Raw genomic sequence first — 13,799 nt, forward strand, 5'->3', positions numbered from 1 at the left:
CCTAAAAATCTTGAAAAACAGTAAAGAAAATCCGAATTTCCAACCCGATACAACAAAAGGTGATCCTACTTATTTTGAAATTATTTTATATACAGGCGAACCAATAGCCTATCAGTATGATATGCAATTTGACGGGGGCACTTATTTCTGGCATCCGTGGGATACATCTATATTGTCAAATAAGATTGGAGAGTTTATACCAAATTAATATTCTTTATTCAACAAACTGGCGCGATAGTCGAAGATCAAGAGCTGCTAATAAGCAGCTTTTTTCATTGAAGCAACTGGCAGGATAGTTCAATATGGAAAGGATTATATGAGGGGGAAATTGAATTAAATAATATGTAGTGTTTAGAGGTAAATGAGGAGGAGCATCTTGTGAGAAGATTATTCTTGTGCATTTGTTTATTAGTTATTGTAGCAAGTTTAATGTCCTGTCAAAAAAAAGAAGACGGAATATCTTTCAAGGAAATCTATACAGATAAAGATATAACTAAAATCGTATACGGTAAAAATGGAAACTTTAAAGAATTAACTGACCTTGAGAATATAAATAATTGGGTTAATAATGTAAGGAAGATTAAGTTTATTCGTGACGAAAATCAAGAAGACCGTGCCGTTCTTTTACTCTTCGACGACGGATGCTCAGTAAAGGCTTATCATAAAAATAAAGAAATTGGAGACTTTAAACTATTAAAATTAAAAGGCGAATTCTACAAGAGTAATACTGAGTTTGATGAACAAGTAAAAACTTTATGTAAATAGAATTTAAAATTTTCTTATTCAACTAACGAAAGCATTAGTTCAATAAGTTCTACTTCAACCTTCACTTTTATGTCCGTGTTATAATGGATATGATTTTTTAGACATTATAAAGGGGATTACATATGTACATTTGGGATGTAAAAGGGCTCGTTCAAGCTTTAAAAGAAGAGAGTCTGTCCAGTAAGTCACAAAGATACCAGAAAATAATAGGTATTTCTTTATTTACAATAGTTTTACTAGCTTATCCGCTAAAATTATTAACTAAAACTTTTAATATCTTAGATATTATTGATATGATTAGTTTTCTGCTTATAAATCTAGTTGGAATTTATTTAGCATATAAAATAAATCAACAAGGAGATGGGAAGGTATTTGTCTTTCGCTATTTTAGTTTGTATCTTCCACTCACACTCCGATTCTTTGTCCTAGTTACGCTTATTATGATAGTCGGTTATTTAATTCTACCTTATATTCTTGCTTCAATTTCCTTGAATGAGACCAACTGGTTCGATTTAGTTACTTCTGTTGGAACAGAATTATATTTCAATTTCTTAATGATTAAATATATAAAAATGTTAAATAAGTAATTAGTTTCTAAGTTGTATCTATCATTTTATTTAATGATTAGCTTATTCAACTAACGAACGCGTTAGTTGAACAAGACGAAAGGTTGCATAGCAGCCTTTTTATTGTGTTAACTGGCAGGATAGTTATATAAAAGGGGAGAAAATAAAAGATATAAAATTATAGATGGAAAGTGATAAATTGAAATATTTAAAAGAGAATTTAGATGATTTATGGGCAAATGTTATTGATGAAATGAATATTGATGTTTTTAATCATAGAATTGTTTTCGATACAAGAGCTATTAATGATGGTATAGTTAAAAATTACAAACTAATATTCGAAGATGTATCGTCATTTTATTTTCTTGAAAATACTAGTGAAAATAGATTTAATCTGTTGGAGCTAGATGAAGACAGTTATTTAGAATTAACATCTATTTATTACTATCCAAAGGGAATAGGATTAATTTCAATTAATTCAAAAACAGATGATAATTGGGTAAAACAATATTCGTCTAATTCGAATTTTTCAATAGAAATTTGGAATTCAATGCTGTTTGTTGAGGCTAAACGAGTAGTTATAAACGATAAAGTATTTGATGTAGGGTACCCTCAATAAAGCATTTGCTTATTGAACTAACTGGCGCTTTAGTTGAAGAACATGATCGGCAATATTGTCGGTCTTTTTTTTGTGCTAACTAGTAGTATATTTCAATAAGAAACTAATAATCCGAATAAATATTATGCCTAAAAAGGAAAAAATTACCTATTGGTAGAATAGAAAGTAATATGTAATAAATGTAAAAGGAGATATTATGGTTAAATTTTTAGTAATCAGCTTAATTTTTATTCCTATAGTCATCATCATTTGTAATCAGAATCCGGAAAACTTGAGTGTTTGGATGTTAGTAATATTATTTTCACAAACCACTGTTTATACACTTTGGGATTATATAATAAAAAGAAAAACAAAAAAACACAATCCAACTAACGAGCGCGTTAGTTGAACAACATGATCGACTGTATAGTCGACGTTAACTGACGGTTTCCTTTAAATGAGTTAAAAGGAATAATCAAACAAATAAAGAATATTCACAAGTATTAGGATGTAATTATAGGGGGACTATTTTTTGTACAAACAAATTAGTTTAGTTATTTTTATTTTTATTTTTATTTTTCTTATAGGATGTACTAATAATTTATCTTTAAGAGATGAATTCAATGAGACAATGAAAAAAGAAAAAAATGTTCAAAAATATACTATATTGTCAGAAGATATACAATCTAATACTGGTACAATTTTCTATCAATACAAATTAAAAGAAAATGGTTTAGGTAGAGGACAGTTGATTTCCCTATCCGTTTTTAATAAACAAGATGATAAATGGAAACTAATGTTTTCAGGAGGTTGTAATGATAAATGGAATATCTCTTCGTCTGAAAACGAGAAAGAGAATATCTATTGTGGAACGATAAATGATCCAATTTATACTAACGTATTAATTGGTGATATAAAAGCAAAAATTATCAAGTTAAAGAATAGCAATTTAAAGGCCTGGTTTTACTTGAATAGTAATCCTTACTTAAGTATTACTGCTGAACGAGTAGATGGCAAAAAAGAGATTTGGCAGCCTGCCAGTAAATAAAAGATACAAGTAGAACACTTATAAAATTTTATTGAACTAACGAGCGCGTTAGTTCAACAAGATCACAAGTCGCTTATTCGGCTTTATTGCGTTGATATTAACGGGATTAATGCATTCTTTCATATTGCTTTTTGAAAATTCTATAATTTGTTATGATTTGTTTTGTAAGTAAAGTAATAAGAGTATACAAAGGGAGTGCTTAAAACTATGGAATACATAACACTTAATAATGGGTTAAAAATGCCAATTGTAGGTACAGGTACAAATACTTATGGAAAATTAAATAACGAGTATAACGGGACGTTAATAAATGAAATTCCTGAACTCGTATCAGCACTTGAGTTGGGTTACCGTTCAATAGACGCAGCCATCATTTATCGAAACGAAGAACTTGTCGGAAAAGTTTTAGCAGAAAGCACAGTACCTCGAGAAGAGTTATTCATTACGACAAAAGTTCCAGGCAACGAAGAATATACTTCTTCAAAAGTAGCAACTCGAGCAGCTATCGATAAGAGTCTAAAAAACTTCCAAACAGACTATCTCGACCTACTTCTTATTCACTTCCCTATCGAAGACAAAGTACAACTTAAAAACACTTGGGAAGTCTTTGAAGAATATTACGAAGCGGGCAAACTAAAAGCAATCGGCGTTTCAAACTTTGGAAAAAATCATCTAGATGAATTGAAAGAATTCGCTAAAGTGAAGCCAGCTGTTAATCAAATACAAGTTAACTTAAAAGAACCTAACAAAGATCTCCTTGCCGTATTAAAAGAAGAGGGCATTACACCTGTTGCATGGGGACCTATGAAAGTCGAAGCCCATCAAAAAAAAGTTTTGGATGAAATCGGTAAAAACTATAAAAAATCTGGTGCACAAGTCTTATTAAAATACCAAATCCAACGCGGTGTAATCGTTATTCCTAAATCTCACAACTGTGAAAATCAAGCATCTAATATAGATCTTTTCGAGTTCGTATTATCTGCAGAAGATATAGAAAAAATTGAAAACTTATAATTAGTTAGTCTTTCATCCTAGTGATATGAATAATATCGCTAGGATTTTGATTTTTTCAAAACAATGAGAGTGGTTTAGTACCGTTTTTTCTCGAACTCAATTAAGCAGTTTACAAGAGGAAGGAAAGCTTTCAAGGGAACGAATTATTAATGCAATTCATGTTTTACGGAGTAATTTTACTAAGTATAAATGTGGAATTATATTTGATTAATAAAGTGATTTCACTCTGAAATTTTCATAATTTATTTTTAAAAATATATATATCCTTAATGAACTAACGAACGCGTTAGTCCAATAGCATAGTCGACTATTTAGTCGGCTTTTTTATTTATTTAAACCTTATTTAAGGAAATAATTGAGAATGGGTATATTAAGAAAAAAATGAAGGGTTTGTGTTTAATGAAATATATAACTACACTCTTAATTTCAATAGTTGTTTTGTGTCTACCATTGGATATTCAGGCAAAAGATTTTAATTATAATCGAAATAGTAATACAGTCTCTGAATTACAAGAAAAAACAAATTTTAAAATTTTGGTGCCAACAAAAATGAATCAAAAGTGGGTGTTACATACAAAAACTTATAACGAATCAGAAAGAATTATTATTGCTTTACACTTTCTAGATGAAAATGAAAAGGAATTAATGGTCGCTATAAGACAGACTAAAAACTCTAGTGGACTTAGAAAATCTATTTTTAAATCTGAAAAAATTGAAGTAAATGGTCATGCTGCACACTATATAGGATGGGCAGATGGTTCTGTAGGTGGACAACTGATATGGGTACAAGCTGGAACATATATAGAAATGCTAAGTCAGAGTTTATCCAAAAATAAAATGCTGGAAATTGCACGAACAATGAAATAGTTAAAGAGTCTTATTCAACTAACGAGCGCTTTAGTTGAACATCACGAGTACCTGATTGGTGCTCTTTTTTATCGAACTAAATGGCAGTATAGTTCATTAAGACAAGGACTTTTTCGAATTAAGTGGAATAAAATAAAAGTAGTAAAATGACTAATAATCTAAAAAAGAGGTTATTAATATAACTTGGCTAGGCTTACATTTTGGGGTCTATGTCTATTAGGGATAATTGTAGGATATTATTTTAAGAAGAAATCTGGAGCAAAAGCAATTGATAAAGAATATGACCAAAATTTAGATCAACAAATTAGAAGACATTCCATTAATGACAGACCTAAAAAATTTTAATTACAAAATTGCTTTAACTATTGCATGTACTAGTTGAAGATTGAGGCAGCCATTGGCTGCTTTTTATATTAGTATTTGCAGATAAGTTGAACAAAGCCATATTTCGTAATGGATAGGAGGTTATCTTTTGAAAAAAGAGCAGATCGAAATGATTAATAATAAATTTCCCTTTTTCAGAGAAATACCAATACATGAATGGAAAGATAGCGGTGGGTTTATAACGATCCTACCTGTTCGTCAAATGATTGAGGAAGGATATATTTTTAAACATGTTTCTTTTGTACTTAGCGGGTGTATTCGAATTTATAAAATAAGTCCATCAGGAAAAGAGTTAACATTGTATCGATTAAGAAGTGGTGACACATGTGTTATCATGTTAGCAAGCGTTTTAGGTGAGACAGGATATGAAGCTATCGCGGAAATAGAAAAGGAAACCGAGCTATTTGTTCTACCTGCGCAATTATTTAGAGAATGGACACATAGATATAAAGAAATAAATACATATATTCATCGTTTATTTATAAAAAGAATAACAACAGTTGCGAATCTTATTGAGGATATAACGTTTAAGCCATTAAATTCAAGGTTGGCTGACTTGTTGCTCCAAAAATCAAGTGGAACATCAGACAATCTTCTTTATATTACTCATCAATCTCTTTCCATAGACTTGGGTACTGCAAGAGAAGTAGTCAGTAGAACATTAAAAGATTTTGAAAGAAATGGATGGATTCAACAGGAACGGGGTAAAATTTTTATCCTTCAAAAGGAAAAATTAAAAGATCTAGTTGAAGAAATGTGATAAAGTCACTGAAATTATTAAATCAAAATCCTAGAATAAAGGATGTAAATCGTTTCATGCACAAAACATTTATAGTCTAGGAGGAAATCAGATGACTTATTATAAGCCAGAAAATTTAAAGAAAATTCCACAGTTAGTAAAGAAAAGCCCTGAAGCTGCAAACGCCTATTTTCAATTTGAGAAGACGGTCTTTGAGAAAGAGACTATTCTTTTAAAAAAAACTAAAGAGTTAATTGCAATAGTAGTAGCTCATGTTACTGGTTGTCCGTATTGTATTGAAATACACATAAAAAAATATAAGGCACTTGGAGGTACAATGGAGGAAGTTACTGAAGCTATTTTAGTAGCAGCATCTACTAGAGCAGGAGCAATTCTTGCTCATGGTGTTAACTCTTTAATCGCTTTCGAGGAAGGGAATTGAAAGAACACGAATTAGCTTTTGCAAAGGGACAAGGACAAAGAGAAATCGTAGAGTTATTAGAAAAAGGCTTATGTAACTAACGAGCGCGTTAGTTATACAAGAACAACAATTAAACAGACATGATTAGGGGATAGTAATAGTGAGGTGAAGTAATTTATGAAGAAGATATTAATAACTTCATTTATGCTATTATTTATGATCCCAAGCACAACTTATGGTGCAAGTCTAGTAAATGCAAAATGCCCTCCAACTGAGAATTTACAAATGCCAAATATAAAGGACAAAGAAAAGTTGATAGGTGCCTTAAATGACATTATTCCAAAAGTATATGAAACAGATCTTAACCATAAAGAATGGCGAATCGAGAAGATTCAACCTGTTGCAAGCTTGACTGGATTCGAGAAACACTACCACGGTATTGCAGTAACTTTTTGTGGTAAAGAAGTAGCAAATCACTCATGGTTCGTTCGACTAATATTCCCTAGGATGCTTCCAGCTGTCAGTGCTGCAACTGGAGAACTCTATATTGTTAAAGATCGGAATGATAACTGGATTCCTTGGTTTCAATATCATTAATACTAAAAGTAATTCAACTAAAGAGCGCATTAGATGGAGAACAAAAAGGCTGTTATACAGCCTTTTTGTTTGCAATCTGGCAGGATAGTGGAACAAGGAATGATATAATTATTATAAGTTTAGTTGAAATTATTACTTCATTTAAGAGGTTGAATGATTTGGAAAAGAAAGGTGAAATAAGTTGAAATTAACTGCTATTCTATCAAGTGTATACAAAGAAAAGTTTAAGGAAGTATTGTTACCTTTGGGATTTAAATTGAAAGGTTCTCTCTTTATACGAGTAATCAATGAAGAAATTATTCAAACCGTAAACACTTTTAAAAAATCTCCTTTCGACTTCTCATTAAATATTGGTATACTTCCTTTTTCTCGAGATAATGAAAAGGAGCTTTTAAAGGAAGGTAATTATAGGCTATATGACTTTGTAGGATATGATTTAGGCGAATTTCATTATCACCCACTTAAGTTTCAAAGCATAAAAGAAGTCGTGGATGAATGTGTAGTCCAGTTTAAAAAAGGAGTATTACCTATTTTTGAATCTGTTCAAACGGAAGAAGACTACTTGTCGTTTGAAGAACAGTATGAAATGAATAGATACGGAGAATATTCCTATCTCGGTCATGAAAGATTGATGATTAATTTAAAGCTAAGAAACTATTCAGAGGTTTTAAAGGGAGTTGAAGCGTATTGGAAACAAAATGTGGATGCAATAACTTCTAACTATCAGGACGGAGATGTCTATGATTTTAAAAGCGAGGAAGAATTTCAAGCATATCTACGTGGTGAATTGCAATTGTGGAAGGATATTAAAAAGGCAATTGCAGAACAAAATATAATCTATCTCGATAATCTTGTCGAGACGAATCGTCAGAAATCAAGAAAGATCCTGAAGGATTATGGACTTGTATTTAAAAATATGTAATTCAACTAACGAGCGCGTTAGATGAACACTACAAAGCTGAAAGAAAGGTAGTCAAACTATGAAACTTTTTAAGAGTAATCATTACTATTTTCCGATACACAAAAGTAGTCCAATAATAGATACCCCTTTTGGTAAAATTTTGATGGAATTAAAAGTTGCTGACTACAATTTTTCTAATACTAATACAGATCCAGAATGCTTAAGGTTGTCTAAGGGTAGTACTTTACTTAGTTATTGTCACAATAAATTTATTGCTGAATTAGTTATTGGTGAACCTGACTACAATATTCCAAATCAAATGGATGTTGATAAAGTTTACGCTGGAGTTTGGAGGATCAAACCTTTAATTAACAATTTAAAATGTATTTTTGAAACTAAATTAATACCGAAAAATACAAAAGGTTTAGTTAGTGGACCTAATAGTGGCGAAGGACTTGATGCAATAACCTTTGAATATGAAGAAAATCAAATGACATTAGGTACTGAAGATGGATTAACATTAATAAATCGTTCAAAGAAGAATGATTTAATGGCAAATCAATTTAGTTCATTTAATCATGAATCACCAGATGCCATTATTGAATATATAGAAGGTTACACAGGACTTTCTGTGCAACTTGACGAGCTTGATAAAAATGAAATATCTCAAATACATTTTGTAGTTGCCTGGAATAAAAATATTGACGAAAACGATGGCTCTACATGGTTTACCGTAGATATGTCAGGTGATGAGATTCTCTTTAAAGAAGGATTAAAATGATAGCTTATTCAACTAACGAGCGCGTTTGTTGAAGAGCAGGAGCACCTTATTGGTGCTCTTTTTTATAGAGGTAAATGGCAGGATAGTAAAAAAAGATATTTTAGAAGCTAGGAATTACTTGGGGTGGAACATGGCCAGAGAAAAAGAGGCATAAGCTACACTTTGAAGTGGCAAAAAATTGGATTGGAACAAATGAAATAAAAGCTAATGTAACAGCTACGAAAGCTGAAACAGTAAATAAAGACATTGTTCCTTATCCTGGTAAACCACTTAAAATAGGTAGCAAAGGAAAAAGATGTCGAGCGAATTCAAAGAGCGCTGAAAGTTCCATTAAGTGGTGTAATTGATGAAGTAATTACGAAAGATATAATGGATCATCAAACAAGAAAAGGTTTAATTGCAGATGGTGTATGTGGATCTATAACGTGGAGTAAGTTGTTTTAATTACTACATTAAAAATACACTTTAATTTAGAAATGAAGTGTATTTTTAATATTCATAAAATAATGTGGTATACTACATAAAAAAAGTAAGGGGGAGGAATTAAAAATGACACTTAATAACTTAGTAAACGGAAAAAAATTACCAATTTTATTTGTTGGATCCGGATTTAGTAAACGATACTTAAACACGCCTGATTGGGAAGGTTTACTAGTAGAATTATTCGAGATGATGGGGAAAAGTAGTCATGATTATAAAATTTTTAAATCGAGAATAAAAACTCACCCTGAAAATAGAAACATATCAACAGGTGAGATATATGCAAAAATTGCGAGTGAACTTGAAATAATCTTTAATAATTATTTTTATGAAAGTGAAATGAACGAAGAACAAATTGAATGGATAGATCGGGGGTTAAATCCATTTAAAGCAAGTATAGCTCAAATTATTAGTACATATACTATTATTTCTGAAAAAGAAGAAGAAATTACCGCTTTTAAAAATTTAAAGGATAAAATTATTTCATTAATAACAACAAATTATGATGTCTTAGTCGAACAATTATTTGAACAACATAAAGAAAGTGTATTCATTGGTCAATCACAATTGTTCAATCCGAATTCTATAGAACTAGGAGAATTGTACAAAATTCACGGGTGTATTACTGAATCGAATAATATTGTAATTACCTCTGAAGATTATGAAGCATTTAAAAATAATGCTAAATTATTTAGTGCTAAGTTATTAACCCTAATAAGTGAAAATCCAGTTATTTTTATAGGTTACTCAATGAGCGATCCGGATATACAACATATTTTGATGGACTTGGTTAGCTGTTTAACTAAAGAGCAAATCGAAAGTTTAAAGGATCATTTTTATTTGGTAGAGTATTCTAAGGACGAAAGTGACATAGTTGAAAAAGTATATTGGTTTAATGCAAAGTCATACTCTGGTGAAGAAACAACATTCCCAATTTCAATTCTCAGCACTGACAATTACTTGAAATTATATAATGAATTAGCTAATTTAACTCCATCAATGAACCTTAATACAGTTAAACAAGTTAAAAGAATCGTAAAAGATATAGTAATTGAATCAACATTGGCAAATACGGCAAACGAAAAGGTCATGACTTTTTTGTTAGAAGATATAAATGATTTATCTAACGTAGGTCCGTCTCAAAAATTTGCAATTGCAGTTGGAAATATTAAAGAAATAAATAACTATGGTTATAAAATAAGACCAATGCAGGAAATTTTCGAGGACGTTTTATTTAATGACAAAGGTATAAATAATGAGAAAATTTTGAGGGATACTTATGAAGAACATTATTTAAAATCTCAAAGTATATTACCAATTTACAAATATGTTAATGGACTAACTGAAGAACAATTAAATTGTTGCCCTAAAGTAATAGAGTTTATTGAAAAACATAATACTGTTGAAGATTATTTAAATGGTGCGATTGTAAAATCACTCAAACATATTCCAAAAGGTAATACAATAGCTGAAGTTCCATACGAATGGAAGAGTTCTACAAGAAGAATGTATTTGTGGATTATTAAAAATTTTTCCAATTTGGAATTAGAAGATGTTGAGAAATTCTTAAAAGAGGAAATGCCAAAATTTAATACATACACCCCCGATAGTCAGGGATTATTTAAAAGATTAATTTCAATTTATGATTTATATAAGTACAAAAAATAAATAACCCAATGAAGTGTTCATATCAGATGATATGAATTTCATTGGGTTATCTTCTTTCATTTGATTATACCCTTATATTAGATTTTTTATGATAAATTGTCAATAAAAAATGTTGCTAAGAGCATAGTTTAGGATTAGCATTTTTTGATTTAGCTTTCTTAAATAAGAAAGAAACTTAATTGCTTTTTCTTCAACTAACGATCGCGATAGTTAAACAACGTTCGACTGCTTCAGCAAGTCTTTTTTATTGCGTAAAATGACAGTTTAGTTGCATATGGAATGATAGTATATATTGAGAGATATGAATAATTAATGAAGGGATTTATTAGTATGAACGATCATCAAATAGAGTTTTTACATGCATTGAAAATTATTAAGGATATTGAAGTTGACTTATCAGAATCATTTCTTAATAATCCACGAAATAGTTCATTAAACAAAGAGTATATGTTACTAAAACAAAAATTAACTTCTGAAGAAGACATTACAGCCTTTAGAAATGTCCAAAATGAACTTGCTGAAACTGTTATTTATAGAATAATGGAAATGATTGATGGTTATGGAGATTTGCCATATAAAGTTGACTTAATTGATAAGGATAGTAATGATTCATTAAAAAGTAATATTCAATTACATGATCAATTTATCAATTATATCTCTTCTGAAGATAATGATGATTGATCATATTCTTATTCAACTAACGAGCGCGTTAGTTACATAACATGATCGACAGTTTCGTCGGTCTTTTTTTTGTTTAGATTGTCAGTATAGTTAAACAAGGATTATTTTGCTAGTTGGAGAATAGAATAACTTAGGAAAAATATGGAAAATAATAACTGTTCTGTTGTCATCGTACGAATTGGATTACTAATTCAATCGTTATTTTCTATGATAATTCGGAAGTACAAAGGAGGGATAAAATGACGTTAATCAAAAAGAAAACTTCAAAATGGATTATATTTATTGGAATAGGAATCTTACTTTTAGTGGTTGGAGGAATAACAAGGTGGCAGTTAATTGACAGACATAAGGAAATTCAACAAATAGAATCAAAATTGGGTTTTGATATTAAGGTAGTAAATAGACAATCGAACGGTACTTTGTGGGATATCTCGAGAACGTATATAGTGAAACCACTTAAAGATGATAAGGAAAAAGGAATAGAATACATTCTTTACTTGAACAAAGATAACAAAATCGAACAATGGGCGAAGCGTAAAAATGGAAAGATAATAGGAAATCATATATGAAGATAAGTAACTAACGAGCGCGTTAGTTGAGGACATGGAGCTACCTAGGTAGTTCTTTTTTATTGTACTAATTGGCACGATAGTGAATCAGCTAAATAAATTATGTTAGAATTATCTTATTAATTGATTCTGGAGGCAAAAACATGAAGCGTATGCCATTTGAACCACCTACAGACCACTACGATTCAAAAATTGAAGTAATAGATGAACAAATATGTAATTTAATTAATCAACGGAAGGAACTTTCAAATAATAACCCTGGTTTTCCAATTAAAGAACTTATTGTTAAGTGGTCATTGAAATATAACTTCTATGAAGATTTTCTAAATAGTGTTTTTTCACACTTATTAAACGAAGATATATATAAACCTGTTGTCGAACCAAAAGGATTTTTGAAAAATATACCATTACTAAAATCATTCGAAAAAGATGGTGTATTTTATACAGTAACATTTGTACGTCAATTTAAAAATGCAAGTGTCGTTCATTTTACCATTGATAAAGAAGAATCAGATATCGAACAAAGAAGGTTTCAAGAATCTTCATTTTTTGAACTATCTATAGAAGCACAAGGGGTTGATTATGACTGCCGCAACAATTTTGGGGGAGGATCAGGAACTCATAATTCTTTTACATTCACCATATCACCAGCTTTACCTAATGATCTTTCAAATATAAAGTTAATATTCAAAGAATGTAAAATACCATATCAAAAACCAACAGGCTTTGAATTTGTTATTCAAATAGACAATTAAATAGGAGTGTTTATAAAACGAGGTGATTAGTTAGTGAAGTTAAATCAAGAATCTCAATACATTAGGTCTGTGAATCTTAAAGGTGAGCAAATATCTTCATCTGATCAATTCCCACTTAATCTCCCAGTAATTAGGAATTTCCAAGAAATAACGTTTCATCCATGTGTTACTTATATTATCGGTGAAAATGGTATGGGTAAGTCAACTTTACTTGAGGGGATTGCTATAGCTTTAGGATTTAATCCGGAAGGTGGCACGTTAAACTTTAATTTTTCTAGTTATGACTCACACTCAAATTTAGATGAATACCTGCAAATAGTAAAAGGAGTAAACAGGGCAAATGATTCTTTCTTCTTTAGAGCAGAAACTTTTTATAATATAGCAACCAATATTGAGGAATTAGATAAGGAACCTTTCTCTGGCCGTAAGATAATTTATTCATATGGAGGGAAATCATTACATGAACAATCTCATGGCGAATCTTTTTTCGCAGCATTTATGGAGCGTTTTCAAGGAAATGGTTTATACATATTAGATGAGCCAGAAGCTGCTTTGTCACCATTAAGGCAAATGTCGATGTTAGCTAGAATTAATGATCTTGTTAATCAAGGTTCTCAGTTTATTATTTCCACTCATTCACCAGTAATTATGGCATACCCGAATGCTAAAATTATCCAGATTACAGAAAACGGAATGAGTGACTCTAAATTAGAAGATACGAATCATTATTCAATTATGAAACAGTTCTTTGAAAATAAAGAACGATTATTGCACCATCTTTTCGAGTAACGTAGGACTTTTGTTAAATTCATAATTTCCTTATGCAACTAACGAGCGCGTTAGTTGAACAAATTAAGGAGTCGATGATAATCGACTCCTTATTGTATTTGGCAGTATAGTGATATAAGAAGGAAGACTAAACGCAACAAATACATGTTTCGGAATGAATTCCGCATTGAGGTCGA

Annotated in this window: 17 protein-coding genes and 1 pseudogene; all 18 read left to right on the forward strand. The window is 30.5% G+C overall.

All coding sequences use genetic code 11. The annotated features are described in order from the left end of the window. A pseudogene (locus B7R67_RS22090) lies at window positions 1-208 on the forward strand (hypothetical protein); the annotation flags it as partial. A gap of 170 nt (window positions 209-378) precedes the next feature. Beyond that, window positions 379-765, forward strand: a complete 387-nt coding sequence (locus tag B7R67_RS09835; RefSeq protein WP_088069943.1) for a hypothetical protein — start codon at window positions 379-381, stop codon at window positions 763-765. Between the two features lie 122 nt (window positions 766-887). Then, window positions 888-1,352 carry a hypothetical protein gene (locus B7R67_RS09840; RefSeq protein ID WP_088069945.1) on the forward strand — a complete coding sequence of 155 codons (465 nt, stop codon included), beginning with the start codon at window positions 888-890 and terminating at the stop codon, window positions 1,350-1,352. Window positions 1,353-1,515: 163 nt separating this feature from the next. Then, window positions 1,516-1,950 (forward strand): YxiG family protein, encoded by a 435-nt coding sequence (locus B7R67_RS09845; protein WP_088069947.1) that lies wholly within the window; start codon window positions 1,516-1,518, stop codon window positions 1,948-1,950. 511 nt (window positions 1,951-2,461) lie between these two features. After that, window positions 2,462-2,977, forward strand: a complete 516-nt coding sequence (locus B7R67_RS09855) for a hypothetical protein (RefSeq protein WP_088069950.1) — start codon at window positions 2,462-2,464, stop codon at window positions 2,975-2,977. A 207-nt stretch (window positions 2,978-3,184) separates the two neighbouring features. After that, window positions 3,185-3,991 (forward strand): aldo/keto reductase, encoded by an 807-nt coding sequence (locus tag B7R67_RS09860; protein WP_088069952.1) that lies wholly within the window; start codon window positions 3,185-3,187, stop codon window positions 3,989-3,991. Between the two features lie 399 nt (window positions 3,992-4,390). Then, the gene (locus B7R67_RS09865; RefSeq protein ID WP_158095063.1) at window positions 4,391-4,858 is read left to right on the forward strand and encodes a DUF4367 domain-containing protein; all 468 of its coding nucleotides are present in this window, start codon (window positions 4,391-4,393) and stop codon (window positions 4,856-4,858) included. Between the two features lie 472 nt (window positions 4,859-5,330). Further along, window positions 5,331-6,002 (forward strand): Crp/Fnr family transcriptional regulator, encoded by a 672-nt coding sequence (locus B7R67_RS09870; RefSeq protein ID WP_088069956.1) that lies wholly within the window; start codon window positions 5,331-5,333, stop codon window positions 6,000-6,002. Between the two features lie 91 nt (window positions 6,003-6,093). Further along, window positions 6,094-6,423 (forward strand): carboxymuconolactone decarboxylase family protein, encoded by a 330-nt coding sequence (locus tag B7R67_RS09875; RefSeq protein WP_088069958.1) that lies wholly within the window; start codon window positions 6,094-6,096, stop codon window positions 6,421-6,423. 156 nt (window positions 6,424-6,579) lie between these two features. Further along, the gene (locus B7R67_RS09880) at window positions 6,580-6,999 is read left to right on the forward strand and encodes a hypothetical protein (protein ID WP_088069960.1); all 420 of its coding nucleotides are present in this window, start codon (window positions 6,580-6,582) and stop codon (window positions 6,997-6,999) included. Between the two features lie 181 nt (window positions 7,000-7,180). Beyond that, window positions 7,181-7,921, forward strand: coding sequence for a DUF4304 domain-containing protein (locus tag B7R67_RS09890; protein ID WP_088069963.1), 741 nt, complete (start codon window positions 7,181-7,183; stop codon window positions 7,919-7,921). A 205-nt stretch (window positions 7,922-8,126) separates the two neighbouring features. Continuing rightward, on the forward strand, window positions 8,127-8,681 hold the full coding sequence (locus B7R67_RS09895) for a hypothetical protein (protein WP_142289538.1): 555 nt from the start codon (window positions 8,127-8,129) through the stop codon (window positions 8,679-8,681). A gap of 167 nt (window positions 8,682-8,848) precedes the next feature. After that, window positions 8,849-9,028, forward strand: coding sequence for a hypothetical protein (locus tag B7R67_RS09900; protein ID WP_088069966.1), 180 nt, complete (start codon window positions 8,849-8,851; stop codon window positions 9,026-9,028). 202 nt (window positions 9,029-9,230) lie between these two features. Further along, window positions 9,231-10,829, forward strand: coding sequence for an SIR2 family protein (locus tag B7R67_RS09905; RefSeq protein ID WP_088069968.1), 1,599 nt, complete (start codon window positions 9,231-9,233; stop codon window positions 10,827-10,829). A 330-nt stretch (window positions 10,830-11,159) separates the two neighbouring features. Continuing rightward, on the forward strand, window positions 11,160-11,510 hold the full coding sequence (locus B7R67_RS09910; RefSeq protein ID WP_088069970.1) for a hypothetical protein: 351 nt from the start codon (window positions 11,160-11,162) through the stop codon (window positions 11,508-11,510). 239 nt (window positions 11,511-11,749) lie between these two features. Beyond that, window positions 11,750-12,079 (forward strand): hypothetical protein, encoded by a 330-nt coding sequence (locus B7R67_RS09915; RefSeq protein ID WP_088069972.1) that lies wholly within the window; start codon window positions 11,750-11,752, stop codon window positions 12,077-12,079. A gap of 143 nt (window positions 12,080-12,222) precedes the next feature. After that, entirely contained in the window at window positions 12,223-12,834 is a 612-nt protein-coding gene (locus B7R67_RS09920; RefSeq protein WP_088069974.1) for a hypothetical protein, read from the forward strand. A 33-nt stretch (window positions 12,835-12,867) separates the two neighbouring features. After that, window positions 12,868-13,623 (forward strand): AAA family ATPase, encoded by a 756-nt coding sequence (locus tag B7R67_RS09925; RefSeq protein WP_088069976.1) that lies wholly within the window; start codon window positions 12,868-12,870, stop codon window positions 13,621-13,623. Window positions 13,624-13,799 lie beyond the last annotated feature (176 nt).

Source organism: Gottfriedia luciferensis (genome assembly GCF_002156865.1).
Classification (GTDB): Bacteria; Bacillota; Bacilli; order Bacillales; family Bacillaceae_G; genus Gottfriedia; species Gottfriedia luciferensis.

Bases quoted from the DNA above. Each gene is read 5' to 3' on its own strand.
- B7R67_RS09875 (WP_088069958.1), top strand. From the start codon at position 6,094: ATGACTTATTATAAGCCAGAAAATTTAAAGAAAATTCCACAGTTAGTA.
- B7R67_RS09905 (WP_088069968.1), top strand. From the start codon at position 9,231: ATGACACTTAATAACTTAGTAAACGGAAAAAAATTACCAATTTTATTT.
- B7R67_RS09920 (WP_088069974.1), top strand. From the start codon at position 12,223: ATGAAGCGTATGCCATTTGAACCACCTACAGACCACTACGATTCAAAA.
- B7R67_RS09840 (WP_088069945.1), top strand. From the start codon at position 888: ATGTACATTTGGGATGTAAAAGGGCTCGTTCAAGCTTTAAAAGAAGAG.
- B7R67_RS09915 (WP_088069972.1), top strand. From the start codon at position 11,750: ATGACGTTAATCAAAAAGAAAACTTCAAAATGGATTATATTTATTGGA.
- B7R67_RS09860 (WP_088069952.1), top strand. From the start codon at position 3,185: ATGGAATACATAACACTTAATAATGGGTTAAAAATGCCAATTGTAGGT.
- B7R67_RS09865 (WP_158095063.1), top strand. From the start codon at position 4,391: ATGAAATATATAACTACACTCTTAATTTCAATAGTTGTTTTGTGTCTA.
- B7R67_RS09910 (WP_088069970.1), top strand. From the start codon at position 11,160: ATGAACGATCATCAAATAGAGTTTTTACATGCATTGAAAATTATTAAG.
- B7R67_RS09880 (WP_088069960.1), top strand. From the start codon at position 6,580: ATGAAGAAGATATTAATAACTTCATTTATGCTATTATTTATGATCCCA.
- B7R67_RS09845 (WP_088069947.1), top strand. From the start codon at position 1,516: ATGGAAAGTGATAAATTGAAATATTTAAAAGAGAATTTAGATGATTTA.